Raw genomic sequence first — 23017 nt, 5'->3', positions numbered from 1 at the left:
AGTGTAGCGTATCGCCCGTGGCCGGAGACGGCTGGAGCGTGCCCTTGACGCGCCCCGGGCGAGCACGCACGCCGACGGTGCGGCGGCGGCCGGCAGGACCGGGCCGGGCCGGGCCGGCCCGGGAAAAGAAGACCGCACCCGGCCCGTCATGGACGCCGTGATCGGCGACCTGCGGGCCGGGTGCGGACAGTTAGGCGACGTGACTAGCGAAACCGCAGGTCAGACGGCCTAGCCAGAGATCAGGCCTTCTTGGTCTCCCAGAAGATCCTGTCGATCTCGGCGATCAGGTCCAGGGCCTTCTGGCCCGTCTTCGGGTCGTTCGAGCCCTTGGCCGCGGAGAGCGCCTTCAGGGTGTCGTTGACCAGCTGGTGCAGCTCCGGGTACTTCTCGAAGTGCGGGGGCTTGAAGTAGTCGCTCCAGAGCACCGAGACGTGGTGCTTCGCGAGCTCGGCGCGCTGCTCCTTGATCAGGACGGCGCGGGTGCGGAAGTCCGCGTCCTCGTTGGCCTGGTACTTCTCCTGGACGGCCTTGACCGACTCGGCCTCGATGCGGGCCTGGGCCGGGTCGTACACGCCGCAGGGCAGGTCGCAGTGGGCGCTGACCTTCACCTTGGGGGCAAACAGGCGGGAAAGCATGGAGCTGTCCTCCTCGTGATCGTCTTCTCAGGTGGGACATTACTCCGTGGAGCGCCGCTTTCCGTGGCTGCCCCAGGGGCTTAGGTCAAAAGTCCGGGGTGGACACCGGGCTGTCGGCCGAATGTACGGAGCGGTACGCGGGGCGATGCGCCGACGAGGTGCTGGAGGAGGAACCGGGAGGTGCCGGAGATGCCGGAACGGCGAAAGGTGTCCGGGGGTGGGCGGGTGACGCGGCGTCCGTTGCGGGTGGTGGAGGTGACGGGCCCCTCGATGGTGCCCACGCTCTACCACGGCGACCTGCTGCTCGTGCAGTACGGGGCGCCGGTGAGCCCCGGTGACGTGGTGATCCTGCGTCACCCCTTCCAGCAGGACCTGCTGGTGGTCAAGCGTGCCACCGAGCGGCGGCCCGGCGGCTGGTGGGTGCGGGGCGACAACGCGTTCGCGGGCGGGGACAGCACCGACTACGGGACCGTGCCGGAGGAGTTGGTGCTGGCCCGGGTGCGGGCCCGCTACCGGCCCCTGGCGAAGGGTCAGCGGTCGGTGACGGCGGTGCTGGGCTGGGCGGCCTCCGCGCTGCGGCCGGTGCGCTCGGCCTCCTCGCGCTTGCGGGCCCGGTAGGCGGCCACGTTGGCCCGGGTCGCGCAGCGGTCCGAGCAGTAGCGCCTGGACCGGTTGGTGGAGGTGTCCAGGTAGGCGTTGCGGCAGGGGAGCGCCTCGCACAGGCCGAGCCGGTCCACGCCGTGCCCGGTCAGATGGAAGGCGAGGCCCATCGCCGCGATGGCCGCGTAGCCCGCGGTCGCGTTCGACGGGTGGTCGGCCAGGTGCATGTGCCAGTCCGGCCTGCCGTCCTCGTCCCGTACGTCGTGCCCCGAGATCTGCGGGCTCACCGGGAACTCCAGCAGCAGCGAGTTCAGCAGGTCGACCGCGAGCGTCTCGTCGTCGCCGTCCGCCGCCTCGAAGACCGCGCGCAGCCGGGCCCGTACGGAACGGAACCGGGTCACGTCCGCGTCCGTCGTCCGCCGCGCCGCCTGCTGATTGGCGCCGAACAGTTCCCGGACCGCCTCGACGGAGGTGAGGGCGTCCTTGTTGCGGGCCGGCTCCTCGGTGTTGACCAGGCGCACGGCGTAGTCCGAGTAATAGGCCAGTTCCACTTGTAGTCCTTACGGCGTCGGTCTAGAGTCGGGGCATCGACCAGTGTAATGGTCGGTTGACGGGAATGGGTATTACGTGGAGGTTGACGTGACGGAGATGGCTACGGGCACCGACTGGCAGTCCTGGCAGGAGAGCTGGGACCGGCAGCAGGAGTGGTACATGCCCGACCGCGAGGAGCGGTTCCGGGTGATGCTGGACATGGTCGAGGCGGTCGTCGGACCGGAACCGCGGGTGCTCGACCTCGCGTGCGGTACGGGAAGTATTACGGACCGGCTCCTCAAGCGGTTCCCGAACGCCACGAGCACCGGCGTCGATCTCGACCCCGCGCTCCTGGCCATCGCCCGCGGCACCTTCGAAGGCGACGACCGGGTCGCCTTCGTCACCGCCGACCTCAAGGACCCCGACTGGACCGCCCGGCTGCCCCACACCTCGTACGACGCCGTCCTCACCGCCACCGCCCTGCACTGGCTGCACAGCGAGCCGCTCGCCGCGCTCTACGGGCAGCTCGGCGGGCTGGTCCGGGACGGCGGGGTGTTCATGAACGCCGACCGCACGATCGACCCGGGCACCCCCCGCATCAACGCCGCCGAACGCGCCCACCGGCACGCCGCGATGGACCGCGCCAAGACCGCCGGTGCGCTGGACTGGGCCGAGTGGTGGGCCGTCGCCGCGAAGGACCCGGTCCTCGCCGGGCCCACCGCCGAACGCTTCGCGATCTACGGCGAGCACGCGGACGGCGACATGCCCTCCGCCGACTGGCACGCCCGCACCCTGCTCGCCTCCGGCTTCGGTGAGGCCCGCGCGGTCTGGGCGTCCCCCTCGGACACCCTGGTGCTCGCCGTGAAGTAGGTGGACGCGGCGGGGCGGTTGCGGGCAGCGGCAGGGCGGTGCGGACAGCGGGGCGGTGTCCCTCTTCACCGGCCGTGGACGGTCCGACCGGTCAGCAGAGTGCGCCCCGAGCCGACCGGCTCGGGGCGCACTCTGCTGACCGGCAAAACCGCCGTCCTACAGCACCTTGGACAGGAACGACTTCGTCCGGTCGTGCTGCGGATGGGTCAGGACGTCGCGCGGGTGGCCGGACTCGACCACCACGCCGTCGTCCATGAAGACCAGCGCGTCGCCCACCTCGCGGGCGAAGCCCATCTCATGGGTGACGACGATCATCGTCATGCCGTCCTCGGCCAGCCCGCGCATGACGTCCAGGACGTCGCCCACCAGCTCCGGGTCGAGCGCGGACGTCGGCTCGTCGAAGAGCATCAGCTTCGGCTCCATCGCCAGCGCACGGGCGATCGCCACGCGCTGCTGCTGGCCGCCGGAGAGCTGGGAGGGGTAGTTCTTCGCCTTGTCGGCGAGGCCCACCCGGTCCAGCAGTCTCTCGGCGCGGGCCCGTGCCACGGCCCTGGTCTCGCCCTTGACCTGGACCGGGGCCTCCATGACGTTCTCGATGGCCGTCATGTGCGGGAACAGGTTGAAGCGCTGGAAGACCATGCCGATGTCACGGCGCTTGAGGGCGACCTCGCTGTCCCTGAGCTCGTAGAGCTTGTCGCCCTTCTGCCGGTAGCCCACCAGCTCGCCGTCGACCGAGAGCCGGCCGGCGTTGATCTTCTCCAGGTGGTTGATACACCGCAGGAAGGTCGACTTTCCGGAGCCGGACGGGCCGATCAGGCAGAACACCTCACGCGGGGCGACCTCCAGGTCGATGCCCTTGAGGATGTGCGCGGGGCCGAAGGACTTGTGGACGCCCTCGGCCTTCACCATGGGGGTCGTCTTCATGCCATGCCTCCCTTGGGGCGGCCCAGGGACAGCATGTTGGCCCTGATCTTCTGCATCGGTGTCTGCGGCAGGCTCCGGCTGGAACCGCGGGCGTAGTGGCGCTCCAGGTAGTACTGGCCGACGCTCAGCACCGAAGTCATGATCAGGTACCACGCCGCGGCGAGGAAGTACATCTCCACGGGGGCGCCGGAGTTCTGCCCGATGTCCTGGGCGTACCGGAAGAGCTCGGTGAACTGGACGGCGGCCACCAGCGAGGTCGTCTTGAGCATGTTGATGACCTCGTTGCCCGTCGGCGGCACGATCACGCGCATCGCCTGCGGGATGACCACCCGGCGCAGCGTCTTGCTGTGGCTCATGCCCAGCGCGTGCGACGCCTCGGTCTGGCCCTCGTCGACCGAGAGCAGGCCGGCGCGGCAGATCTCCGCCATGTACGCGGCCTCGTTGAGGCCGAGTCCCAGGAGGGCGGTCAGCAGCGGCGTCATGAAGGACGACCACTCGTCCTTGTAGACCGGCCCGAGGTTGATGTACTCGAAGACCAGGCCCAGGTTGAACCAGACGAAGAGCTGGACCAGGACCGGTGTGCCGCGGAAGAACCAGATGTAGGACCACGCGATCGACGCGGTCACCGGGTTCTTCGACAGGCGCATCACCGCGAGCAGGACGCCGCCGACGATGCCGATGGCCATCGAGAGGACGGTCAGCAGCAGGGTCTGCCCCACGCCCCGGATGATCCGGTCGTCGAAGAAGTAGTCCGGTACGGCACCCCAGTTGATCTGGCCCTGGGAGAACGCGTAGACGATGGACGCCAGCAGGCCGATGGCGATGACCGCCGACACATAGCGCCCGTAGTGGCGAACGGGGATGGCCGTGATCGCCGCGGGTCCGGCCGCCGGGGTGGGTGGCGTGTCCGTGGGACCCGTCTTCTTGATGTCAGTCACAGGTGTTGCCTCTCACCGCCGCAATCCGGTCACGATCCGCCGTTGATCTTGGCCTCGGTGACGGCGCCGGCCTGGACGCCCCACTTGGCGATGATCTTGTCGTACTCGCCGCTCTTGATGATCGCGTCGAGCGCCGCCTTCACGGCGTCCCGGAGCTCGGGGTTGCCCTTGGCGACGGCGACGCCGTACGGGGCGGCCTCGACCTGCTCGCCGACGATCTGGAAGTCCTTGCCGCCGCCGGAGGTCTTCACCGCGTACGCGGCGACCGGGAAGTCGGACGAACCGGCGTCGGCGCCTCCGGCGCGGAGCCGGGTCTGGGCCTCGAGGTCGTTGTCGAACTGCTCGATGGCGATCTTGCCCTTGCTGCCGCACTTGGCGCTCTCGGCCTTGGCGAGGTCGTGGGAGACCGTGCCGCGCTGGACGGCGAGCTTCTTGCCACAGAGGTCGGACCAGGCCTTGATGCCCTGGTCGTCGCCCTTCTTGGTGTAGATCGAGACACCGGCGGTGAAGTAGTCGATGAAGTCGACGCCCTCGCCGACCTTCTTCTTCGTCTCGGAGTCGATGCCCTCCTGGCGGTCCTTGGTGTCGGTCATCGCCGACATCGCCAGGTCGTAACGCTTCGAGCGGAGACCCGTGATGAGGGTGTCGAACGTTCCGTTCTGGAACTCGAAGGTGACTCCGAGCTGCTTGCCGAGGGCGGCGCCGAGGTCGGGGTCGATGCCGATGACCTTGCCGGAGTCGTCCTTGAACTCCACCGGCGGGTACGCGATGTCCGAACCGACCTTGATGACGCCCTTGTCCTTGATGGCCTGGGGCAGCAGGTCGGCGAGCGGCGCGGTCTCCGCCGCCTTCGAGGAGCTGGACTTCTTCGAGCCGCTGTCCGTCTGGTCGCCACAGGCGGTGAGGAGCAGCGTGCCGGCGACCGCGATGGCGCCGACCGCCGCAATCCGGGACTTCGCGGTCGTACGACGCGTGATGCTTGCGGTCATGTCGGGATCCTCCGGCAGGTGAGGGTGAGGTGCTGATGGGCGGCTTGGCACGCACCTTCGAGTGTCGCCACCTTGTGTGATGACGGCATCCTGCCATTTGGACTGGCCCATTCAGGGGTCCGGCCATGTCAAAATCGGATAACGGGCGACCCCCGAACATCAACGGCCGGTACCTCGGGACCGGACCATCTGTGGGGATTCATTCCCCTCGCCGGAGAATCTTCGGTACGTCTCGACTAGTGGGCGGCATTTATGCCGGTTTGCCGACTTGTCCAGATATTCGACTATGAGTCACGTCACCGCGTCGATATGGACTCGTCCGTAACATCGTTCGTCCGGTAAGAAAGACGTTTACACCCCTCATCCGGGGCTCAGGGCGCGTGTGCGGCGCGCCCGCGCGTATGTACCTCTTCCCTGCCGGGGCGGGCCAACCCGCTCGGTGCAGGGCACGTACGCGGTGCCCGCCCACCCCTCCTCAACCAGGAGTGGCCACCCTCAAACGATGAAGACTTAAGGGGTCAACACCATGGCAGCGGAGATCGTCAATCCTCGCAGCGACAGCACTACTGACAGTGGCACCCAGCGCACGAGCGCAGCGGACACCGGGGTCGACGAGCCCTTCGATCCGGCCTTCGCCCTCCACCGGGGCGGGAAGATGGCCGTGCAGGCCACCGTCCCGATCCGGGACAAGGACGACCTCTCCCTCGCGTACACGCCCGGTGTGGCGAAAGTGTGCAGCGCCATCGCCGACAACCCCGAGCTCGTCCACGACTACACCTGGAAGTCCCAGGTCGTGGCCGTCGTGACGGACGGCACCGCCGTGCTCGGCCTCGGCGACATCGGGCCCGAGGCGTCCCTCCCCGTGATGGAGGGCAAGGCCATCCTCTTCAAGCAGTTCGGCGGTGTCGACGCGGTGCCGATCGCGCTCGCGACCACCGACGCCGACGAGATCGTCGAAACCGTGGTCCGGCTCGCTCCGTCCTTCGGCGGCGTGAACCTGGAGGACATCTCGGCGCCCCGGTGCTTCGAGATCGAGCGCAAGCTCCAGGAGCGCCTGGACATCCCGGTCTTCCACGACGACCAGCACGGCACCGCCGTCGTCACCCTCGCCGCCCTGCGCAACGCCGCCAAGCTCTCCGGGCGGACGCTCGGCGACCTGCGCGGCGTCATCTCCGGCGCGGGCGCGGCCGGCGTGGCGATCGCCAAGTTCCTGCTGGAGGCGGGGATCGGCGACATCGCGGTGGCCGACCGCAAGGGCATCGTCAGCCGCGACCGCGACGACCTCACCGAGGTCAAGCGCGAACTGGCCGAGCTCACCAACCGGGCCGGGATCTCCGGTTCGCTGGAGAACGCGCTCGCCGGTGCGGACGTCTTCATCGGCGTCTCCGGCGGTACGGTCCCGGAGGCGGCGGTGGCCTCGATGGCCCCCGGCGCGTACGTCTTCGCGATGGCCAACCCGAACCCGGAGGTCCACCCGGAGGTCGCGCACAAGTACGCGGCCGTCGTGGCGACCGGCCGTTCGGACTTCCCGAACCAGATCAACAACGTGCTGGCGTTCCCGGGCATCTTCGCCGGTGCGCTCCAGGTCCGGGCCTCCCGGATCACCGAGGGCATGAAGATCGCCGCGGCGAACGCGCTGGCCGACGTGGTCGGCGACGAGCTGGCGGCCGACTACGTGATCCCGTCGCCGTTCGACGAGCGGGTCGCCCCGGCCGTCACCGCCGCGGTGGCCGCGGCGGCGCGGGCGGAGGGTGTGGCTCGGCGCTGATGTCGCGTTGAGGGGTTGTGGGGTGGGCGGGGCCTGTACGGGTACGGGCCCCGCCCGCTTTTTGCTCTCCGGGGCGTGGGGCGCCCATTTCAGCCCCGCCGGGAAGGGGCTTCCGGCCCGGCCCGGTTGGTGTGCGTCACACCCGCAGGCGCTTACGCGGGCGCCCCGCCCCGCCTATCGTCGAGCCATGTTCGCCGCCTACGCAGCCCGCATCGACCCCGACCGGCCCCTCGACGGCCTGGAACTGGGCGACCGTCCCGCCCCCGAGGCGCGTCCCGGGTGGACCACGGTCACCGTCCGGGCCGCCTCCCTCAACCACCACGACCTCTGGTCCCTGCGGGGCGTGGGTCTCTCGTCGGACCGGCTGCCGATGATCCTCGGCTGCGACGCGGCCGGCGTCGACCAGGACGGCAACGAGGTCGTCCTGCACTCCGTCATCGGGCAGTCGGGGCACGGCGTCGGGCCGAAGGAGCCGCGCTCCATCCTCACCGAGCGCTACCAGGGCACCTTCGCCGAGCAGGTCACCGTCCCCACTTGGAACGTACTGCCCAAGCCGAAGGAGCTCAGCTTCGAGGAGGCCGCCTGCCTGCCGACCGCCTGGCTCACCGCGTACCGGATGCTGTTCACCAACGCCGGGGTGCGGCCCGGCGATTCCGTGCTCGTCCAGGGCGCGGGCGGCGGGGTCGCCACGGCCGCGATCGTGCTCGGGAAGGCCGCCGGGCTGCGGGTCTTCGCCACCAGCCGGGACAAGGCCAAGCGGGAGCGGGCGGTCGAACTCGGCGCGCTGGAGGCGTACGAGCCCGGCGCCCGGCTGCCGCAGCGGGTGGACGCCGTCATCGAGACCGTGGGGGCCGCCACCTGGTCCCACTCCGTGAAGTCGCTGCGCCCCGGCGGCACCCTCGTCATCTCGGGGGCCACCAGCGGCGACCGGCCCGCGCACGCCGAGCTGACCCGGATCTTCTTCCTGGAGCTGAAGGTCGTGGGCTCCACCATGGGGTCCAAGGACGAGCTGGAGGACCTGCTCGCGTTCTGCGCGACCACCGGGGTGCGCCCGGTGATCGACGAGGTGCTGCCGCTGGACCGGGCGCGGGAAGGGTTCGCGCGGCTGGAGTCGGGCGACCTCTTCGGGAAGATCGTGCTCACGCCGACCTCCTGAGGTCCACCCAAGAACTCCTCGGTGACAGAGACTTGAGGGATGTTCAGCTTTGCTGGTGAGATCTGCCCATGCGAATGGGCAGAGCACTCATGGCAGTTGTCGTCGCGTCCGTGCTCGCGGCGGGGGCCCTCGCCCCCGCCGCCTCGGCGCGCCCCGTGCCCGCACCGGCCCCCGCGCCCCCGGGGAAGCCCGGCATCCCGCCCCTGACCGACGATCGGGGGCGCACCCTCACCCTGCGCGGCTGGAACGTCGAGGACAAGGCGAACCGGGGCGAGGACGCCCTCACCGCCATCACCGAACGGCACTTCCGCGACCTGCGGGCAGCCGGCTTCAACTTCGCCCGGCTGCTGGTCTTCTGGGACGACCTGGAGCCCCGGCGGGGCCAGTACAGCGAGCGCTACCTGCGGCGCATCGAGCGGATCCTGGACTGGGCGCGCAAACACCGCGTCCATGTCCTCATCGATGCCCACCAGGACGTCTTCGGGCCCGCGTTCGGGCACCGGGGCATTCCCGCCTGGGCCACCAGGACCGACGGGCTGCCGTTCACCCCGAACCCCGACGACTGGTTCTCCGAGTACTTCCAGCCCGCCGTCCAGCGGGCCTTCACCCACCTCTACGAGGACCCCGACCTCCAGCGCGCCCAGGCCGGCCTGTGGCAGGTGCTCGCCGGGCGGTTCGGCCGCCACCCGGCCGTCATCGGCTACGACCTGATCAACGAGCCGATGGGGGAGCTGCGCGAGGGCGAGGAGCTGCCGGCCGCCGCCCGCCGCATCGAGGCCCAGCACCTCACCCCGATGTACAACCGGCTCGCCCGCGCCGTCCGGGCGAAGGACCGTGACACCTGGCTCTTCGTCGAACCCACCCCCATCGTCGGCGAGGGCGTGCCCACCGGACTCGGCCGCATCGAGGACCGGCGGACCGTGTACGCCCCGCACTTCTACAACACCGCCATGGAGGCGGGCGCGGACTACGACCCCGGGGCGGGCTGGATCGAGGCGTACGAGGCGGCCGTCACCGCCTATCCGGCCCGGCACCGGATGCCGGTCGTCGTCGGGGAGTGGGGGCCGCTGAACAACGCCCTGCCGAACATGGGCCGCTTCTACCGCGAGGCCGTCGCCTCCCTGGACCGCTACAGCTCCGGCTGGGCCGGGTACGTCTGGTGCTACGGCGGCGGCTACTGCGCCCTCGACGAGCGGGGCCGCTTCCGTACGAACAAGGAGCGGACGGCCACTCCCTACGCCCCGGCCGTCGCGGGAACCGTCCGCTCCGAGGCGTACGACGCGGACACCCGCACCTACCGCCTCGCCTACCGGGCGGCCTCCCGTCCCGGGCTGACCGAGCTGTCCCTCCCGCCCTCGGCCCGGGGCCGGCACGTCTCGGTCACCGGTCCTGCCCGCGTCCTCGGCGACGCGTCGCACGGGGGGTGGCCGGTCGTTCTGGCGCGGCCCGGGGGCGAGGTGGTGGTGACCGTGCGGGAGGCTGGCCCGCATGGACGAACTGACCGCCCCTGAAGGGTTTCTGCTGCGCCCCTGGGAGCCCGCCGACGCCCAGGCGGTGCTCCGCGCCTTCGCCCCGGCCGAGATGGGCCGCCAGACCGACCGGCCCGTGTTCGATCTGCCCGGAGCGCGGGCCTGGATCGCGGACCGCACGCGCGAACGGGAGACGCGTACCGGCTGCTCCTGGGCCGTCGTGGGGGAGGAGGGCGTTGCCCTCGGCTGCGTCGCCCTCGGTGCCGTCAACCGGACCCATGAAACCGGCTGGGTCTCCTACTGGACCGCGACGGAGGCGCGCGGCCGGGGTGTCGCCCCGGCCGGGGTCCGGGCGCTGGCCCGCTGGGCGTTCGGTGAGCTCGGGCTGTACCGGCTGGAACTGGGCCACCGCACCGACAACCCGGCCTCCTGCCGGGTCGCGACCCGGTCGGGATTCGCGGCCGAGGGGATCGACCGGGCCAAGCTGCGGTACGGAGACGCGCGGTACGACGTCGAGCGGCATGCGCGCCTGGCCGACGATGATGTCAACTTTGATTGACGGGAGACGCGTGTCAATGTAGGTTGACGTCATGACCGAAGCAACGGATCTGGCCGCACGTGCCGGTGACCGCGACCCGCGCGTCGGGCTGCGGTCGGTGGCCGCGCTGCGGCGGCTGCTGGAGCAGCTCGAAGCCGTACAGGTGAGAAGTGCCCGGGTGCAGGGTTGGTCCTGGCAGGAGATCGCCGCCGAGCTGGGCGTCAGCCGGCAGGCCGTCCACAAGAAGTACGGGAGGCGTTGATGTTCGAGCGATTCACCCAAGGGGCCCGCGCGACCGTGAAGGGCGCCGTGAGCCAGGCCGAGCGGGCGGGGGCCGACTCGGTCACCGAGGAACACCTGCTGCTCGCGCTGCTGGAACAGGAGGGCGGCCGGGCGTCGTTCGCCGTCGCCGCCCTCGGCCTCCAGGACCGCCGCGCCTCCCTGGACGCCTCCTTCACCGAGGCCCGCCGCCGCGGCGGCCTCACCAAGGCCGACAGCGACGCCCTCGCCGGCATCGGGATCGACGTCGGCGCGATCGTCTCCCGGGTCGAGGGGACCCACGGGGAAGGGGCCCTGGCCGCCGGCCGGGGCGGCCGCCGATGGTGGTCGGGGCACCGCGCCTTCACCCCGGGCGCGAAGACGGTCCTGGAGAACTCACTGCGGGTCGCCCTGGGGCGCGGCGACCGGTTCATCGGCGAGGAGCACCTGCTCCTGGCCCTCACCGCGAAGCCCGGAGTCGTCGCCGACGTCCTCGCCGAGCACGGGGCGACCTACGCGTCCGTGCAGCGCGCGCTGTACGGCCCCGACGCCGACGGGGACCAGGGGCACGCCCGAGCCGGGTGAGCCCGCGGCGCGGCGGCGGGCGTCCGGCCCCCGTTCCTCGCGCGTCGCCGGCGGCTCAGGTCTTCCCCTCCTCCTCCGGCGTCAGCAGCGCCTCGATCCGCGCCGTCGCCGCGCCCAGGTGGCGGCGGGCCTCCGCGAGCTGGGTCTCCGTCACCCCGTGGTCGCGGGCCGCGTCCCGGATGCCGTCGCGGAAGTGGTCCAGCAGGCGGTCCAGATCGCGCACCGGATCGCCCGTCACCGGCGCGTCCTCGCCCCAGCCGGAGGCCTCGTCGGGGGCCTGGGCGGCCGGTGCGGCGTCCGGCTCGGGCTTGCCGAACGGGGGCCAGGCGCCGGACCGCGCGAAGCCGCCGAGCTGGCCGGTGATCTCCGCGAGCCCCTCCCGTACGCCGGAGGGCCAGTCGCCCCGCGCGAAGTGCTCCTGCACCTGGCGGGCGGCGGTCTGCATCTGCTCGCGCGCCTTGTCCTGGGCCTCCTTGGCCTGGCGGCGGGCCTGCTGGGCGTCCTCGCGGGCGCGCCGGGACTCGTCCTTCGCCCGGCGGGCCTGCTCCTTCCACTCCTGCTTGGCCCGGCGCAGCTCCTCCTTGGCCGTGCGCCACGCCTCGCTGTCGCCGAGGTCGCCCAGGCTGCCGAAGTCGCCGAAGTCACCGAAGGGGGAGGACGGTTCGCCCTTCGCCTTCTCTCTGCCCTTGTCGCTCCCGGTCTCCGGCTTCGTGCCGTGCCGGGACTCCGACGCCGCCGCCCTCATGTCGCTGCGGAGCCGGCCCGCCGCGCCCCGTACGTCGTCGCGTATCTCGGCGGCCAGCTCGGAGACCGAGTCGCGGATCTCCAGCTCCAGGTCGGCCAGCTCACCGCTGCGGCCCGCCAACTCCTCGCGGCCGGCGTCGGTGATCGAATAGACCTTGCGGCCGCCCTCGGTGGCATGGGTGACCAGGCCCTCGGCCTCCAGCTTGGCCAGTCGCGGGTAGACCGTGCCGGCGGACGGGGCGTACAGCCCCTGGAAGCGCTCCTCCAGCAGGCGGATGACCTCGTAGCCGTGGCGGGGCGCCTCGTCCAGGAGTCCCAGCAGATACAGCCGCAGACGGCCGTGGGCGAATACGGGAGGCATGTCAGAGAACCTTTCCGGTCGGCTCGACGGCGTACGCGTCGTCCTCGGCGGGCGGCCTGCGCAGGAGGGCGATCGAACCGGACACGGTCGTCGCCCGCAGGGTTCCGGTCCCGGCGCCCAGCGTGCCGGTGATCTTCTTCGCTCCCCACTGCCCCCCGACCCTCAGGTCCTCGAAGGCGTTGGAGACGGCGCCGCTCGCGGTGTTCGCCTCGACCTTCGCGTCCGCCGGGTGCGGCAGCCGGATCGCGATCTCGCCGGACACCGTGGTCAGCCGGATGTCCGTGGGCTTCCCGGACGGGTCGACGTCCAGCACCATGTCGCCGCTGACCGACTCGGCCCGGACGGAGGCCCCCGCCCCGTCGACCACCGTCAGATCACCGGAGACGGAGTGGAAGCGCAGGTCCCCCGTCACGCTCTGGGCCTCCAGGCTGCCCGACACGGACTCCCCGCGCACCGTGCCGGTCACCCCGACGAGCGTGGAGTCCCCGGTGATGCCGCGGACCTCCGTACGGCCGCTGATGCCGGAGACGACCGCCCCGGCGCCGATCACGCCGACCTCGACCGAGGAGGCCGCCGGCACGACGAGCGAGACGACGGCGCTGCGGCGGCGGCCCTTGGGGTCGAACCAGCGCAGGAAGTCCTGCCAGGGCAGGTCCTCGTACGCCACGGTGAGCCGGCCGTCCTCCTGCGTCACGATCAGCGGCGGGCCCTCTACCGCGGAGATCTCCAGCCGGGCGTCCGGCTCGTCGGTCCCGACCACGTTGACCGTGCCGTCGACGATGCGCACGTGGAGCGCCGCCACCGGATCCTCGAAGGCGAGCTTCCGCGGCTCGGCGATGGTCCATGTCGACACAGGCATGGATGTGACCTCCCGGAAAGCGCGGCGACGCAACATATCGCGTCTTGTTCAGAACACGATATATCGCGGATGGGGGAAGTCAAGGGAAGTCGGGGGAGGTGTGCGGCGGCGCGAGAAGGGGTGGGGGGTGTGAGGGGGTGCGGCGAGTCGGTGTGGGTGAAACGCGGGCAACAGCGTCAAATAAGTGCATATTGCCCTAGCGTGTGAGCCATGAACGCGACATCCACCGGGGCCCTCCTGCTGTGCCGGGCCGACCCCGAGACCGTACGGCCGCTCGCCCACCTGCTGCGCGAGCAGATGCTGCTGGCCCGTGCGGGCGAGGAGTGGAGCGTGCTCGTGCCGGAGGGGAAGCCCTGGCGGAGCGACGGCGCGGGACAGGACGCCGAGCCGGTGGACCGGGTCCTCGGCGGCTGGGCCACCGCGCTCGCCGTCGGCTCCACCTGGCCGGTGCTCGCCCTGTGGTGGGACGGGGACCGGGCCGGCTACACCCTGGCCGCCGGCTTCCGCCGCCCCGTGGGCTACATCTGGCTGACCGACGGCACCCCGGTGGGCGAGGACGAGGCCATGCGCACCTTCGCGGCCCGGCTCGGGCTCGACCCGGTGCTGGACGTGCAGGCCCTGGAGGGGCTGACCCGCCCCGACCCGGACGCGGGCGCGGACGCCCGGCTGCGCGGACTGCTCGCCGTCCTCACCGGCACGGGGCTGACCCTGCCCGCCGGTCTCTCACCGGGCGAGAGCGCCGACCGGCTGCGCAGCGTCGCGGCCGTGCAGCGCGAGGTGGAGCGCGTCGAGTGGGCCGGCTGGCGCGATGCCGTACGCGTCGAACTGGACGCGGTCGAGAGCAGCCGGATCGGCCCGTGGGTGCGCGGCCCCCGGGCCCGCGCCATCGCGGTCGCCCAGCTCGCGGCCGGGCTCCCGCTCCTGCTGTGGGGCGCCCGCCGCCGGGGCGGCGGCTGGGCGCTGGCCGGCGCCGTGCTCGCGGCGCAGGGCGCTCTGGGGCTCGCCTACGAGCGGGCCAGGGCCGGCGCGGACGCCGTCCCCCGGGACCTGCTCTGAGCGTCCCCGAACGCCGGGCGGCGGGCGGTCCCGCAGCCGCGGGTCACGCGTCGTCCTCGTCCTCGTCGTCCAGCCGCGCCAGCCAGGTCGCGAGGCGCTCCACGGGCACCTCGAAGTCGGGGTTGAGATCGACGAACGTCCGCAGCTGCGCGGCCAGCCACTCGAAGGTGACCTCCTCCTCGCCGCGCCGCTTCTCCAGTTCCTCGATGCCACGGTCCGTGAAGTACAAGACGTGCTCCTGATGTCTGCGGATGTTCTCCCCTGAAGAGTAGGACGTCCGCACGGCGGCCGGATATCGACGGTGCCCCGGCGGCCCCCTCGCCCGGTGGGCCCCGGACCCGTAATCTTGGCGGCCGCATCAAGTCAACTGCAGGGCAAGCGCCTTGACGCGCGGATCGGGGGAGCCGTGAGTGGTCGCGTACAACGCATCGATCTCGGTGACGGAAACATCGTCCATGCGCGCGTGAGCGCCGCCGCGGGCTACGGCTCGTCGGACCGGGACGTCGGCGTCGTCGACGGTGCGGTGGCCCGTCTCGAACAGCTCGACGAACTGATCTCCCGCGTCGGCGGCACCGTGCTCCGCGCGGCCGCGGCCGTCAAGCCGCACGAGGCGTCGGTGACCTTCGGGGTGGAACTGACCGCGAAACCCGGCAAGGCGGTCGCGATCCTGGCGGACGGCGAGGCCAAGGCATCGGTGCAGGTCACCCTCGTCTGGCGGCTGGGCGACCAGGACCCGGAGGGGCCGGCCGGCACGGATGCCTGAGGGCCTGCCCAGCCTCGACGCCCTCGTCCGGGCGGCCACGGTCCGCTTCCTGCCGCACGACGATCCGCACACCCCCCAGATGTGGGGCAGCGGCTTCTTCGTCGCACCGGGCTGGATCGTGACCGCCGCGCACGTGCTGCTGCCGCACCTGCGCGAGGACACCGACCGGCCCTTCTGGGCGGCGGGCGACGAGCTGGGCTACGGCATCGCGCCGACGCGGGTGAGGCTGCGGCAGTGGCTGGTCACCGACGTGTGGAGCGACTCGGTCCCGGCCCAGCGCGACCTCGCCCTGGTGCGGCTGCTCGACGGGCACGTCGACCACGAGTGCGTCTGGCTGGGCGACAGCGCCGTCTCGACGGGCGGCGAGCGGGTCTCCTTCGGATTCCGGCCGACACCGGACGAGGACGACCGGGCCTATGGACTCTGGCGCGGCGAGGTCCGGGCCAATGTGGACGACGGAGCCGTCGCCGTCCGGTTCGGCCCCCAGGCCGAGTTCCCGCCGGGAGTCTCCGGCGGCCCCGTCCTGGACCCCGCCACCGGCGCCGTACGGGAGATCGTCAAATCCGGCCGGGCCGGGCAGGACGGCGGCCGGGCCGTGTCGGCCGCCGCCCTGCGCGGATTCGGCCCCCTCTACCGCGAGGTGATGGACGCCCACGACCGCTGGCACCACGCGCGGCGTGAGGACACCGGCAGCTGGACCGCGCACCAGACCCGGCTGGAGGCCGCCCGGACCGCCGGACCCGAGCAGTGGTCCAGCGAGGACCGGGTCCAGGCCCTCCACCACCTCACCGCCCTCGCCCCGCCACCGGAAGGCGTCGTGGCGGACCTCGCCGCACACGTACGCGACCAGCGGCTGCCCCGGGTCGGCCCGCGTCCCGTCACCTGGCGGGACGGGCACGGGCTGCTCTACGACGAGGGCGGCAGACCGCTGCCCGCCTACGTCTTCATGCACTACCTGCGGCTCGCCGCCCTGCTAGCCCGGGGGTACGGGGCCGACACCGGCGGGCTCGACAGCTGGCTCGGCCGCCGGCTCCACCGGCTCCCCCCACAGCTGCGCCGCCTCGTCGAACAGGCCCGGCTGCCCGACACCGGGCAGGTGGACCGGATCGTCATCCCCTACCCGGGCCCGGACGATCCCGGCCACATCGTCGTCGTCGAACTCGACGAACTGCCGTACGGCACCCTGCACTGGCAGATCAGGATCGACGACGGCAGCGCCGACGACGAGATCTTCGCCGCCGAGGAGGACCCGAACGGCGTAGTGCCCGCCCGGCTCCGGACACATCTGCGTGACCCCCTCGTCCAGGCGTTCCGGATCGCCGACCAGGCCGGCGGCGGAGCGCCCGCGCCGTGCGAAGTCGTGCTGCCCGCCGCGTACTTCGACACCCCGGTGCACCGCTGGCAACTGGCCGACGAGGCGCCCCTGGGCGACCCCGCCCATCTGCCGGTGGGCGTGCGGCGACGGATCGTCCTGCGGAACGTGGACCGGCGGGGGGAGCCCGACCTGCCCCGCCTGGAGCGCTGGCCCGCCGCGGCGGGCTCCGGCCCGTTCTCCGCGGGCCGGATCCCGCCCGCCGGAGGGCTCCTGAGAGAACGGCACATCGCGGAGCTCCCCTCGTCGGGCATCCCGGTCCTCTGCCACCGCGCGGGCCTCGGGACCGGCCATCTGGCCATGGAGTCCCTGCTCGCCGCAGGGCACGGCATCGCCCTGTGGCGCATCGACGGCCACGACGGCGGGCCGTGCGGCGCCGACTGCGAGAACCTCCACAAGGGCGTGGCCGAACTGCTGGCCGGAACCGGCTCGGCGCCCGAACTGCCCGACCGGCTGCGCCGGATCAGGGAGGAAATCCACGAGGGCCGCACGATCGGGCACTGGGCCGAGGCCGTCGCCCTCCTGTACGACGATCCGCGCCGGCCGATCCCCGAACGTCCGGTGGGACCGGTGAATTCACCATGACGATGTGGCCGGAAAGCAGCTTTGGCCGGACCCTGCGGGGGTACATTCCCCGGAGTCCCTCACGGGCGCTCCCCGCCCCGTCGGCCGGAGCGTGGAAAGGCACCGACCGCCGACGAGGAGTGGAAGATGAGCGACTGGCTGATTTACCGGGGCGAGGGCGATCCGGCCCCGGACCGGATCGGCGCGCTCCCGCCCCCGCCCCCCTGGCGGACCTTCACCGGCGAGCCGACCGGACTCCCGGTCCCCGGGCCGGACTCCTCCACGACGCGCCGTCTGGGCAGCCGCCCGCTCCTGCCCGTCCAGGACGAGGAGGCGATCCAGCTCATCAACGCCGCGCTGTATCTGCGCCGCCCGCTCCTGGTGACCGGCGAGCCCGGCTCCGGCAAGAGCACCCTCGCCCACGCCGTCGCCCAGGAGCTCGGTCTCGGACGGGTGCTCCAGTGGTCCGTCGTCAGCCGTACGGAGCTGAAGCAGGGGCTGTACGAGTACGACGCGATCGCCCGGCTCCAGGACGCCCAGCTCTCCCGCGAGCACGACGGCCCGGCCGCACCCGGCGGCCATGACATCGGCGAGTACATCAAGCTCGGCCCGCTGGGCACGGCGCTCCTGCCCGCCGAACGGCCCAGGGTCCTGCTCATCGACGAGCTGGACAAGAGCGACATCGACCTGCCGAACGACCTCCTGAACGTGCTGGAGGAGGGCGAGTTCCGCATCCCCGAACTGGAACGCGCGGCCAAGCGCGAAGGCGGCGCGGCCATCGAGGTCCTGGACGACGACGGCCGGACGGTCCCGGTCAGCGGCGGCCGGGTCCGCTGCCGGGCGTTCCCCTTCATCGTGATGACGAGCAACGGCGAACGGGACTTCCCCCGGCCCCTGCTCCGTCGCTGTATCCGCCTGCACCTGGAGCCGCCGCGCAACGAACGGCTCGCCGCGCTGGTGCACGCCCACTTCGGAGAGGGCGCGCACGAGGTCAACCGCGATCTTCTGGAGCGCTTCGGCCGGGGCGACGACGGGCTGCGTCCCACCGACGAGCTGCTCAACGCGATCTTCCTCACCCAGCACACCGCCGTGGAGGGTGGCAGCCGCAGGGAGGACATCGCCCGGCTGCTGATGCGCCCCCTGGAGCAGCATCCACCGCAGCGGTGACATCGTCATGAACTCCGCAGTTCCCCCAGGCCCCCGTTCCGCAGCCGACGCGGCCCCCGGCCCCCCGCACGGCACTCTCACCGCCCTGGTCACCCGGCTGCGGGAGGCCGGGCTCGACGCCACCGCCGAGGAGGTGGCGGACGCCCTCTGGCTGGCCCGCTGGGCGCAGCCCTCCCCGCGCCGGCCGGAGGAGTGGCCGGGGCCGGAGGGGCACGCACCGGACGGTCCCGCCCTTCCGCCGGACGAAGGACGTCCCACCGCGCCACCGCCGGCGCCGCCGCCCGCCTCCGACGCCCCGCCCGCGGAGCGCGCCGCCCTGCATGTCCCGGCCGGTGGCGGCGGGAGCCCCGGCGACGTACGCCGGGGCGTGTCCGGGACCTCCGTACGGGTCCCCACCGCGTCGACCCTGCCGGACCCGCTCGCCCTCCAGCGGGCGCTGCGTCCCCTCCAGCGGTTCCGCGCCCCGTCGCCGGCCGGGCGGGGCACGCTCGACGAGAACGCCACCGCGCACCGGGCGGCGGAGACGGGAATCCTCCAGCCCGTGCTGCGTCCCGCCCACCGCCGCGAGGCACGGGCCCAGTTGCTCATGGACGTCTCCTCCTCGACCGTGGTGTGGGAGCAGACGCTCGACGAACTGCGGGAGACCTTCCTGCGCTGCGGCGCGTTCCGCGAAGTCCGCGTCCACTACCTCCACGAGGACCCGGACGGCGCCCCGGGCGTCTCCACCGGGCCCCACCCGCCCACCGGCCCCCTGCTGCCCCCGGCCCAGCTGACCGACCCCACCGGCCGCCGGATCACCCTGCTGCTCAGCGACTGCGCCGGGCCGATGTGGCGCAGCGGCGTCCTGCACCGGCTGCTGCACGACTGGGCCGCCGCCATGCCGGTCGCGGTCGTCCAGCCCCTGCCCCAGCGCATGTGGCGCAACACCCATCTGCCCGCCCGGCCCGGTCTGCTCCGCCGGCCCGAGCAGCAGGCCGGACGGCTGGAGTTCGACTCCCCGGGGGGCCGGCCACCGCGAGCGGTCCCCGTTCCGGTGCTCGCCCTGCACCACGTGTCGATGGGTGCCTGGGCGCGGCTGCTGTCCGGCAGCGGTCAGGTCACCCAGCGCGCGGCGGCGGCCTGGGTCGGTCCCGGACCGCGCCCCGCCGCCGCCGGGCCCGCGGACACCCCCGCCGTCCCGGCCCCGGAGCGGGTCCGGGTCTTCCGCCGCCACGCCTCTCCGACCGCGGTCAGGCTGGCCCAGTGGCTGACCACGACCCCGCTGGAACTGCCGGTCATGCAGCACCTCCAGCGCGCCATGCTCCCCGACAGCGGACCCGACGCGCTGGCGGAAGTGCTCCTGGGCGGTCTGCTCACCCGGGTCGAGCGGGAGACCGGTGGCGGCCTCGCCTACGCGTTCCGCGAGGGGGTCTGGGACGAGCTGCACCGCAGGCTCGACCCCGGGGACGCCGACCGTGCCCTGAACCACCTCTCGCGCTACGTGGAGGGACGCTGGGGCCGCACCGCCCGCAACTTCCCCGCCATGGCCGTGGCCTATCTCTCCGGCACGGTCGATCCGCCCGGCCCACCGGGCGGCCCGGACGACCCTCTGCTGCGGGAGTTCGCCGTCGTCTCCACCCGGGTGCTGCGCGGCTCGCTGCCCCGGCCCCACACCGGCGGGGCACAACCCGCCGGTGCGCTGGCGGCCGGCGCCCGGGAGCGGCTCAGAAGCTTCCGGCGGCAGGGCACCGCCCGCGACCTCGACCTCGGCATCGCCCTGCTGACCGAGGCCACGGAGGCGGAGCGCCGCCGCCCCGACCGGTCCCGGCTCTTCGCCGACCTCGCCGCCGCCCTCGCCGAGCGGTGGGAGGCGCGCCGGCTCGGGGAGGACCTGAGCGGCGCGCTGGCCGCCGCCGAGCGCGCGATCCCCGACGTGCCCCGGGCGTACGGCACCCTCGGCGCCGTCCTGCGGACCCTGTCCGAGGAGATCGCGGTGGGCGGGGCGGGCGCCGATGCCGTGCCCGAGCGGTACCACCGGCGGGCCGCCGAGGCCGGAGCGCCCGGGGACACCGACGCCGTACGGTTCCTGCTGCTGGACGAGGCCCAGCGCGTGCTGGGCCGTGCGGCCGCCGAGGACGGCGACCCAGGGCGGTCGGCGGCGATCGCCCGCGTCCAGGTGCTCCAGCAGTTGGGCCGGGACTTCGGCGATCAGGCGCTGCGGCTGCACCGCCCGCCCCCCGAGGGGCCGGACCAGTGGTACGGGACGATGGCCCTCCGGTCGCTGGAGGTGCTCGACGCGCTGATCGCGGCGAGCCCCTCTCCGGCGCTGTTCCACCTGCGCGGCCGCTCACGCGTCCTGCTCGCCCGGCACCACGCGGACCGGGCACACCGCCCGACGAGCGGGGACCACGAGCGGGTCCGGGCGCTCGCGGGCCCGGCCGCCCTCGACCTGGCCCGGTCGCTCGCTCAGATGGACCACGCCCCCGCCGCCGACCTCGTCGAGGCGTGGAGCGCCCTGGCGGAGGCCCACGAGCTGGCCTGGTTCGGCAGCGGCGCGGCCACCGGGCAGGACCAGGCGCTGTCGGACCTCGCCGAAGCCCTCATGGCCGCGGAGGCACTGCCGCCGGGCGGCCACCGGGACGCGACGCGGCTGCGCTGCCTGGAGGCGAGGGCGCTCGTCGAGACGCGGCGCTCCCGCCTGCCGGGGATCGACCGGCGGGCGGCCCTCGACCGGATCGTGGACACCTGGGCCGAGGTACTGGAGCTCACCGCCCCCTCCGCTCCGGGCCGCGCGGGGAGTCTGCACCGCCACGGAGTGGCGCTGATGCGGCGGGGACAGCTCGACGGCTCCGAGGACGGGCTGCTCGACGCGGTGCGGGCGCTGCGCCGGTGTGTGGCGGAGACCTCCGAGAAGAGCCCCGAACTGGCCGTGCGCAGACTCGACCTGGGGCTCGCCCTGCTCCTTCGCTACCGGGTCGCGGGAGCCGTCGTCGACCTCTACGAGGCCGACTGGATCGTGGGGGCGGCCGGGCGGGGCACGGATTCCGCCGAGACCCGGGCCCATGCGTACGGGGTCCGGGGCGAGGTGGCCGAGGCGCTCGGTCTCGCCACCACGGCCGAGGTGAGGTTCGCCGAGGCGGCGGGCCATTTCCTCCAGGCCGCCGACAGTTCGCTCGTCGCGGGGTCGGCGGTCGCGGCCGCCGGACACCTGGAGAGCCGGGCCCGGATGCTGGAGCGGATCGCCGGTCCGGACCGCGCACTGGTCGAGTACGACCGGGCGCTGGCCGTCCTGGCCGATCACGGCGAGGAGGACTCCCCGGTCGCGTCCCGGCTCAGAGAGGCCACGCGCCGGCTCGGAGCGGGTGACGAATGACGCCGATGCACGAGGACAGCAGCAGCCCCCTGCCCTCTTTCGGGCGGCTGGCCGCGCTGGCCGAGGACGGCGGCACGACCGGCCACCCGGTGCTGGACGCCGTCCTCACCGGTCTCCGCAAACGCTCCGCCGACGCCGGAACCCCGGTCGCGTACTACGAGGACGCCCCGTGAGCGCGGACACCCTGCCCCTGTGGCCGCACCGGACGCTGACCAGCGCCGGGCTGACCCCCGTCCCGCTGCGGCAGTTCGTGCTCAAGGTGCACAGCAGATGCAATCTCGCCTGTTCCTACTGCTACGTCTACCGCAGCCCCGACGAGAGCTGGCGCGAGCGCCCGCCCCGGGTGGCCCAGGAGACCATGATCCGCACGGCGGAGCGGATCGGCGAGCATGCGCGCACCCACGGCCTGGACCGGATCCGGGTGGAACTGCACGGGGGCGAACCCCTGCTGGCGGGCCCCGATCCGCTGCTGGCCCAGGTCCGGGCCGTCCGCCGCGCCGTCCCCGCCGACTGCGAGGTGGTCTCGTCGGTGCAGACCAACGGCACCCTGCTCACCGGCCCGGTCCTCGACCGGCTCGCCACCGAAGGCATCCGGGTCGGCCTCAGCCTCGACGGCGGGAACGCCCGGCTCAACCGGAGGCGGGTGGGCCACGGCGGAGGCTCGTCCTGGCCGGCCGCGGCCCGTGCCGCCGCTCTGCTGGCCCGCCGCGACGCCCAGTACGCGGGCATCCTCAGCACGATCGACCTCGGCAGCGACCCGGGCGAGGTGTACACATCACTGCTGGAGCTGGGCCCGCCCGCGCTGGACTTTCTGCTGCCGCACGCCAATTGGGGGGCGCCCCCGGCAGGCCGGGCAGCCGTCCCGCCCGGCCGCCACCGCCCGAGCCCGGCACCGTACGGGCAGTGGCTGGCGGAGGTCTTCGACCTGTGGTGGCAGTCGGACGGGGTGCGGGTCCAGGCCCGGCTCTTCACCGAGATCCTGGCCCTGCTGCTGGGGTGGGCCAGTGCGGCCGAAGCCGTCGGCCTCTCCCCGATGGTGGCCGTCGTGGTCGACACCGACGGCGCCATCGAACAGGTCGACTCGCTCAAGTCCGCCTACGCGGGCGCCCCGGAGACCGGTCTCGACGTGTTCGCCAACTCCTTCGACGAGGCCCTGCGCCATCCGGGCATCGCCGCCCGGCAGCTCGGTGAGGAGGGACTCGCCCCCGAGTGCCGGGCCTGCCCCGTGCTCCGGGTGTGCGGCGGTGGCAACTACGCCCACCGCTACGCCCCCACCAGCGGCTTTCTGCATCCCAGCGTCTACTGCGCCGACCTCGAGCACCTCATCCGGCACATCGCGCGACGACTCGGCGGGACACCGCTCCGCCGGGGGACACCGGGGGGCGACGAGGCGTCGGTGTGACACGGGAGACAGCGACAACCAAGGTAATCGATCGCCAACTGCCCTTCATCGCACGGTATCTGACGCACAATGGGATTGTTTGAGCACCGGCGGACAGGTGGGCCGAGGAGGTACCC

At 72.9% G+C, this 23017-nt stretch carries 23 protein-coding genes; 15 read left to right on the top strand and 8 right to left on the bottom strand.

Annotated elements, in window-relative coordinates; all coding sequences use genetic code 11:
- Window positions 1-239: 239 nt before the first annotated feature.
- The gene (sodN, locus tag ACH4UK_RS09390; RefSeq protein ID WP_018959076.1) at window positions 240-635 is read right to left on the bottom strand and encodes a superoxide dismutase, Ni; all 396 of its coding nucleotides are present in this window, start codon (window positions 633-635) and stop codon (window positions 240-242) included.
- Between the two features lie 189 nt (window positions 636-824).
- On the opposite strand from sodN, the gene sodX reads away from it, so the two are divergent.
- Window positions 825-1253 (top strand): nickel-type superoxide dismutase maturation protease, encoded by a 429-nt coding sequence (gene sodX, locus ACH4UK_RS09385; RefSeq protein WP_398355429.1) that lies wholly within the window; start codon window positions 825-827, stop codon window positions 1251-1253.
- Here the strand turns inward: sodX and ACH4UK_RS09380 are convergent.
- Entirely contained in the window at window positions 1166-1786 is a 621-nt protein-coding gene (locus ACH4UK_RS09380) for a CGNR zinc finger domain-containing protein (RefSeq protein ID WP_398355428.1), read from the bottom strand. The two genes, sodX and ACH4UK_RS09380, sit on opposite strands and share 88 nt — an antisense overlap.
- Window positions 1787-1883: 97 nt before the next feature.
- On the opposite strand from ACH4UK_RS09380, the gene ACH4UK_RS09375 reads away from it, so the two are divergent.
- A complete protein-coding gene (locus ACH4UK_RS09375; protein ID WP_398355712.1) occupies window positions 1884-2636 on the top strand; it encodes a class I SAM-dependent methyltransferase in 753 nt (250 codons plus the stop codon).
- Window positions 2637-2792: 156 nt separating this feature from the next.
- Here ACH4UK_RS09375 and ACH4UK_RS09370 read toward each other — a convergent pair whose 3' ends face one another.
- From ACH4UK_RS09370 to ACH4UK_RS09360, 3 genes are read right to left on the bottom strand one after another with little or no spacing between them, the layout of a single operon-like run.
- Window positions 2793-3560 (bottom strand): amino acid ABC transporter ATP-binding protein, encoded by a 768-nt coding sequence (locus ACH4UK_RS09370; protein ID WP_398355427.1) that lies wholly within the window; start codon window positions 3558-3560, stop codon window positions 2793-2795.
- Complete coding sequence (locus tag ACH4UK_RS09365) at window positions 3557-4498, bottom strand: amino acid ABC transporter permease (protein WP_398355426.1); 942 nt, start codon at window positions 4496-4498, stop codon at window positions 3557-3559. Before ACH4UK_RS09365 ends, ACH4UK_RS09370 begins: the two co-directional genes overlap by 4 nt.
- A 29-nt stretch (window positions 4499-4527) precedes the next feature.
- A complete protein-coding gene (locus ACH4UK_RS09360; RefSeq protein WP_398355425.1) occupies window positions 4528-5487 on the bottom strand; it encodes an ABC transporter substrate-binding protein in 960 nt (319 codons plus the stop codon).
- A gap of 526 nt (window positions 5488-6013) precedes the next feature.
- Between ACH4UK_RS09360 and ACH4UK_RS09355 the strand changes: the two genes are divergently transcribed.
- The 6 genes from ACH4UK_RS09355 (at window position 6014) to ACH4UK_RS09330 (ending at window position 11261) form a co-directional block, all read left to right on the top strand.
- Window positions 6014-7255, top strand: a complete 1242-nt coding sequence (locus tag ACH4UK_RS09355) for an NADP-dependent malic enzyme (protein WP_398355424.1) — start codon at window positions 6014-6016, stop codon at window positions 7253-7255.
- A gap of 187 nt (window positions 7256-7442) precedes the next feature.
- Window positions 7443-8411 (top strand): zinc-binding dehydrogenase, encoded by a 969-nt coding sequence (locus ACH4UK_RS09350; protein WP_398355423.1) that lies wholly within the window; start codon window positions 7443-7445, stop codon window positions 8409-8411.
- An 89-nt stretch (window positions 8412-8500) separates the two neighbouring features.
- The gene (locus tag ACH4UK_RS09345) at window positions 8501-9922 is read left to right on the top strand and encodes a cellulase family glycosylhydrolase (RefSeq protein WP_398355422.1); all 1422 of its coding nucleotides are present in this window, start codon (window positions 8501-8503) and stop codon (window positions 9920-9922) included.
- The gene (locus ACH4UK_RS09340) at window positions 9900-10439 is read left to right on the top strand and encodes a GNAT family N-acetyltransferase (RefSeq protein WP_398355421.1); all 540 of its coding nucleotides are present in this window, start codon (window positions 9900-9902) and stop codon (window positions 10437-10439) included. Before ACH4UK_RS09345 ends, ACH4UK_RS09340 begins: the two co-directional genes overlap by 23 nt.
- Window positions 10440-10470: 31 nt before the next feature.
- Window positions 10471-10680 carry a sigma factor-like helix-turn-helix DNA-binding protein gene (locus tag ACH4UK_RS09335; protein WP_007447814.1) on the top strand — a complete coding sequence of 70 codons (210 nt, stop codon included), beginning with the start codon at window positions 10471-10473 and terminating at the stop codon, window positions 10678-10680.
- Window positions 10680-11261, top strand: a complete 582-nt coding sequence (locus ACH4UK_RS09330; protein ID WP_398355420.1) for a Clp protease N-terminal domain-containing protein — start codon at window positions 10680-10682, stop codon at window positions 11259-11261. The genes ACH4UK_RS09335 and ACH4UK_RS09330 overlap by 1 nt, the downstream gene beginning before the upstream one ends.
- A gap of 55 nt (window positions 11262-11316) precedes the next feature.
- On the opposite strand, the gene ACH4UK_RS09325 is transcribed toward ACH4UK_RS09330, so the two are convergent.
- Both ACH4UK_RS09325 and ACH4UK_RS09320 read right to left on the bottom strand, forming a co-directional pair.
- Entirely contained in the window at window positions 11317-12366 is a 1050-nt protein-coding gene (locus ACH4UK_RS09325; RefSeq protein ID WP_398355419.1) for a helix-turn-helix transcriptional regulator, read from the bottom strand.
- A gap of 1 nt (window position 12367) precedes the next feature.
- A complete protein-coding gene (locus ACH4UK_RS09320; protein ID WP_398355418.1) occupies window positions 12368-13225 on the bottom strand; it encodes a DUF4097 family beta strand repeat-containing protein in 858 nt (285 codons plus the stop codon).
- Between the two features lie 210 nt (window positions 13226-13435).
- Here ACH4UK_RS09320 and ACH4UK_RS09315 point away from each other — a divergent pair, with 210 nt between their 5' ends.
- Window positions 13436-14281, top strand: coding sequence for a hypothetical protein (locus ACH4UK_RS09315; RefSeq protein ID WP_398355417.1), 846 nt, complete (start codon window positions 13436-13438; stop codon window positions 14279-14281).
- A 43-nt stretch (window positions 14282-14324) separates the two neighbouring features.
- Here the strand turns inward: ACH4UK_RS09315 and ACH4UK_RS09310 are convergent, their stop codons facing one another.
- Window positions 14325-14510 (bottom strand): DUF6104 family protein, encoded by a 186-nt coding sequence (locus ACH4UK_RS09310; protein WP_398355416.1) that lies wholly within the window; start codon window positions 14508-14510, stop codon window positions 14325-14327.
- Window positions 14511-14744: 234 nt separating this feature from the next.
- Between ACH4UK_RS09310 and ACH4UK_RS09305 the strand changes: the two genes are divergently transcribed.
- From ACH4UK_RS09305 to ACH4UK_RS09280, 6 genes are all read left to right on the top strand, one after another.
- Window positions 14745-15044: a CU044_2847 family protein gene (locus ACH4UK_RS09305; protein WP_398355415.1), complete on the top strand. Its 300-nt coding sequence runs from the start codon at window positions 14745-14747 to the stop codon at window positions 15042-15044.
- Window positions 15037-17001 (top strand): trypsin-like peptidase domain-containing protein, encoded by a 1965-nt coding sequence (locus ACH4UK_RS09300; RefSeq protein ID WP_398355414.1) that lies wholly within the window; start codon window positions 15037-15039, stop codon window positions 16999-17001. The genes ACH4UK_RS09305 and ACH4UK_RS09300 overlap by 8 nt, the downstream gene beginning before the upstream one ends.
- Before the next feature lie 126 nt (window positions 17002-17127).
- Entirely contained in the window at window positions 17128-18147 is a 1020-nt protein-coding gene (locus ACH4UK_RS09295; RefSeq protein ID WP_398355413.1) for an AAA family ATPase, read from the top strand.
- Between the two features lie 7 nt (window positions 18148-18154).
- Window positions 18155-21499, top strand: coding sequence for an SAV_2336 N-terminal domain-related protein (locus ACH4UK_RS09290; RefSeq protein ID WP_398355412.1), 3345 nt, complete (start codon window positions 18155-18157; stop codon window positions 21497-21499).
- Window positions 21496-21672, top strand: a complete 177-nt coding sequence (locus tag ACH4UK_RS09285; protein WP_398355411.1) for a YxD-tail cyclophane-containing RiPP peptide — start codon at window positions 21496-21498, stop codon at window positions 21670-21672. The genes ACH4UK_RS09290 and ACH4UK_RS09285 overlap by 4 nt, the downstream gene beginning before the upstream one ends.
- Entirely contained in the window at window positions 21669-22901 is a 1233-nt protein-coding gene (locus ACH4UK_RS09280) for an FxsB family cyclophane-forming radical SAM/SPASM peptide maturase (protein ID WP_398355410.1), read from the top strand. Before ACH4UK_RS09285 ends, ACH4UK_RS09280 begins: the two co-directional genes overlap by 4 nt.
- Window positions 22902-23017: the final 116 nt, after the last annotated feature.

Origin of the sequence: Streptomyces sp. NPDC020884, from assembly GCF_044333935.1 — a bacterium.
In the GTDB taxonomy this organism is placed as follows: domain Bacteria; phylum Actinomycetota; class Actinomycetes; order Streptomycetales; family Streptomycetaceae; genus Streptomyces.
Note: the sequence above shows the minus strand (reverse complement) of the source record. Positions and strands in the feature narration are given on the sequence as shown.

Bases quoted from the DNA above. Each gene is read 5' to 3' on its own strand.
- ACH4UK_RS09315 (WP_398355417.1), top strand. From the start codon at position 13,436: ATGAACGCGACATCCACCGGGGCCCTCCTGCTGTGCCGGGCCGACCCC.
- ACH4UK_RS09320 (WP_398355418.1), bottom strand. From the start codon at position 13,225: ATGCCTGTGTCGACATGGACCATCGCCGAGCCGCGGAAGCTCGCCTTC.
- ACH4UK_RS09375 (WP_398355712.1), top strand. From the start codon at position 1,884: ATGGCTACGGGCACCGACTGGCAGTCCTGGCAGGAGAGCTGGGACCGG.
- ACH4UK_RS09295 (WP_398355413.1), top strand. From the start codon at position 17,128: ATGAGCGACTGGCTGATTTACCGGGGCGAGGGCGATCCGGCCCCGGAC.
- ACH4UK_RS09290 (WP_398355412.1), top strand. From the start codon at position 18,155: ATGAACTCCGCAGTTCCCCCAGGCCCCCGTTCCGCAGCCGACGCGGCC.
- ACH4UK_RS09300 (WP_398355414.1), top strand. From the start codon at position 15,037: ATGCCTGAGGGCCTGCCCAGCCTCGACGCCCTCGTCCGGGCGGCCACG.
- ACH4UK_RS09335 (WP_007447814.1), top strand. From the start codon at position 10,471: ATGACCGAAGCAACGGATCTGGCCGCACGTGCCGGTGACCGCGACCCG.
- ACH4UK_RS09355 (WP_398355424.1), top strand. From the start codon at position 6,014: ATGGCAGCGGAGATCGTCAATCCTCGCAGCGACAGCACTACTGACAGT.
- ACH4UK_RS09360 (WP_398355425.1), bottom strand. From the start codon at position 5,487: ATGACCGCAAGCATCACGCGTCGTACGACCGCGAAGTCCCGGATTGCG.
- sodX (WP_398355429.1), top strand. From the start codon at position 825: ATGCCGGAACGGCGAAAGGTGTCCGGGGGTGGGCGGGTGACGCGGCGT.
- sodN (WP_018959076.1), bottom strand. From the start codon at position 635: ATGCTTTCCCGCCTGTTTGCCCCCAAGGTGAAGGTCAGCGCCCACTGC.
- ACH4UK_RS09330 (WP_398355420.1), top strand. From the start codon at position 10,680: ATGTTCGAGCGATTCACCCAAGGGGCCCGCGCGACCGTGAAGGGCGCC.
- ACH4UK_RS09285 (WP_398355411.1), top strand. From the start codon at position 21,496: ATGACGCCGATGCACGAGGACAGCAGCAGCCCCCTGCCCTCTTTCGGG.
- ACH4UK_RS09345 (WP_398355422.1), top strand. From the start codon at position 8,501: ATGGCAGTTGTCGTCGCGTCCGTGCTCGCGGCGGGGGCCCTCGCCCCC.
- ACH4UK_RS09340 (WP_398355421.1), top strand. From the start codon at position 9,900: ATGGACGAACTGACCGCCCCTGAAGGGTTTCTGCTGCGCCCCTGGGAG.
- ACH4UK_RS09350 (WP_398355423.1), top strand. From the start codon at position 7,443: ATGTTCGCCGCCTACGCAGCCCGCATCGACCCCGACCGGCCCCTCGAC.
- ACH4UK_RS09370 (WP_398355427.1), bottom strand. From the start codon at position 3,560: ATGAAGACGACCCCCATGGTGAAGGCCGAGGGCGTCCACAAGTCCTTC.
- ACH4UK_RS09325 (WP_398355419.1), bottom strand. From the start codon at position 12,366: ATGCCTCCCGTATTCGCCCACGGCCGTCTGCGGCTGTATCTGCTGGGA.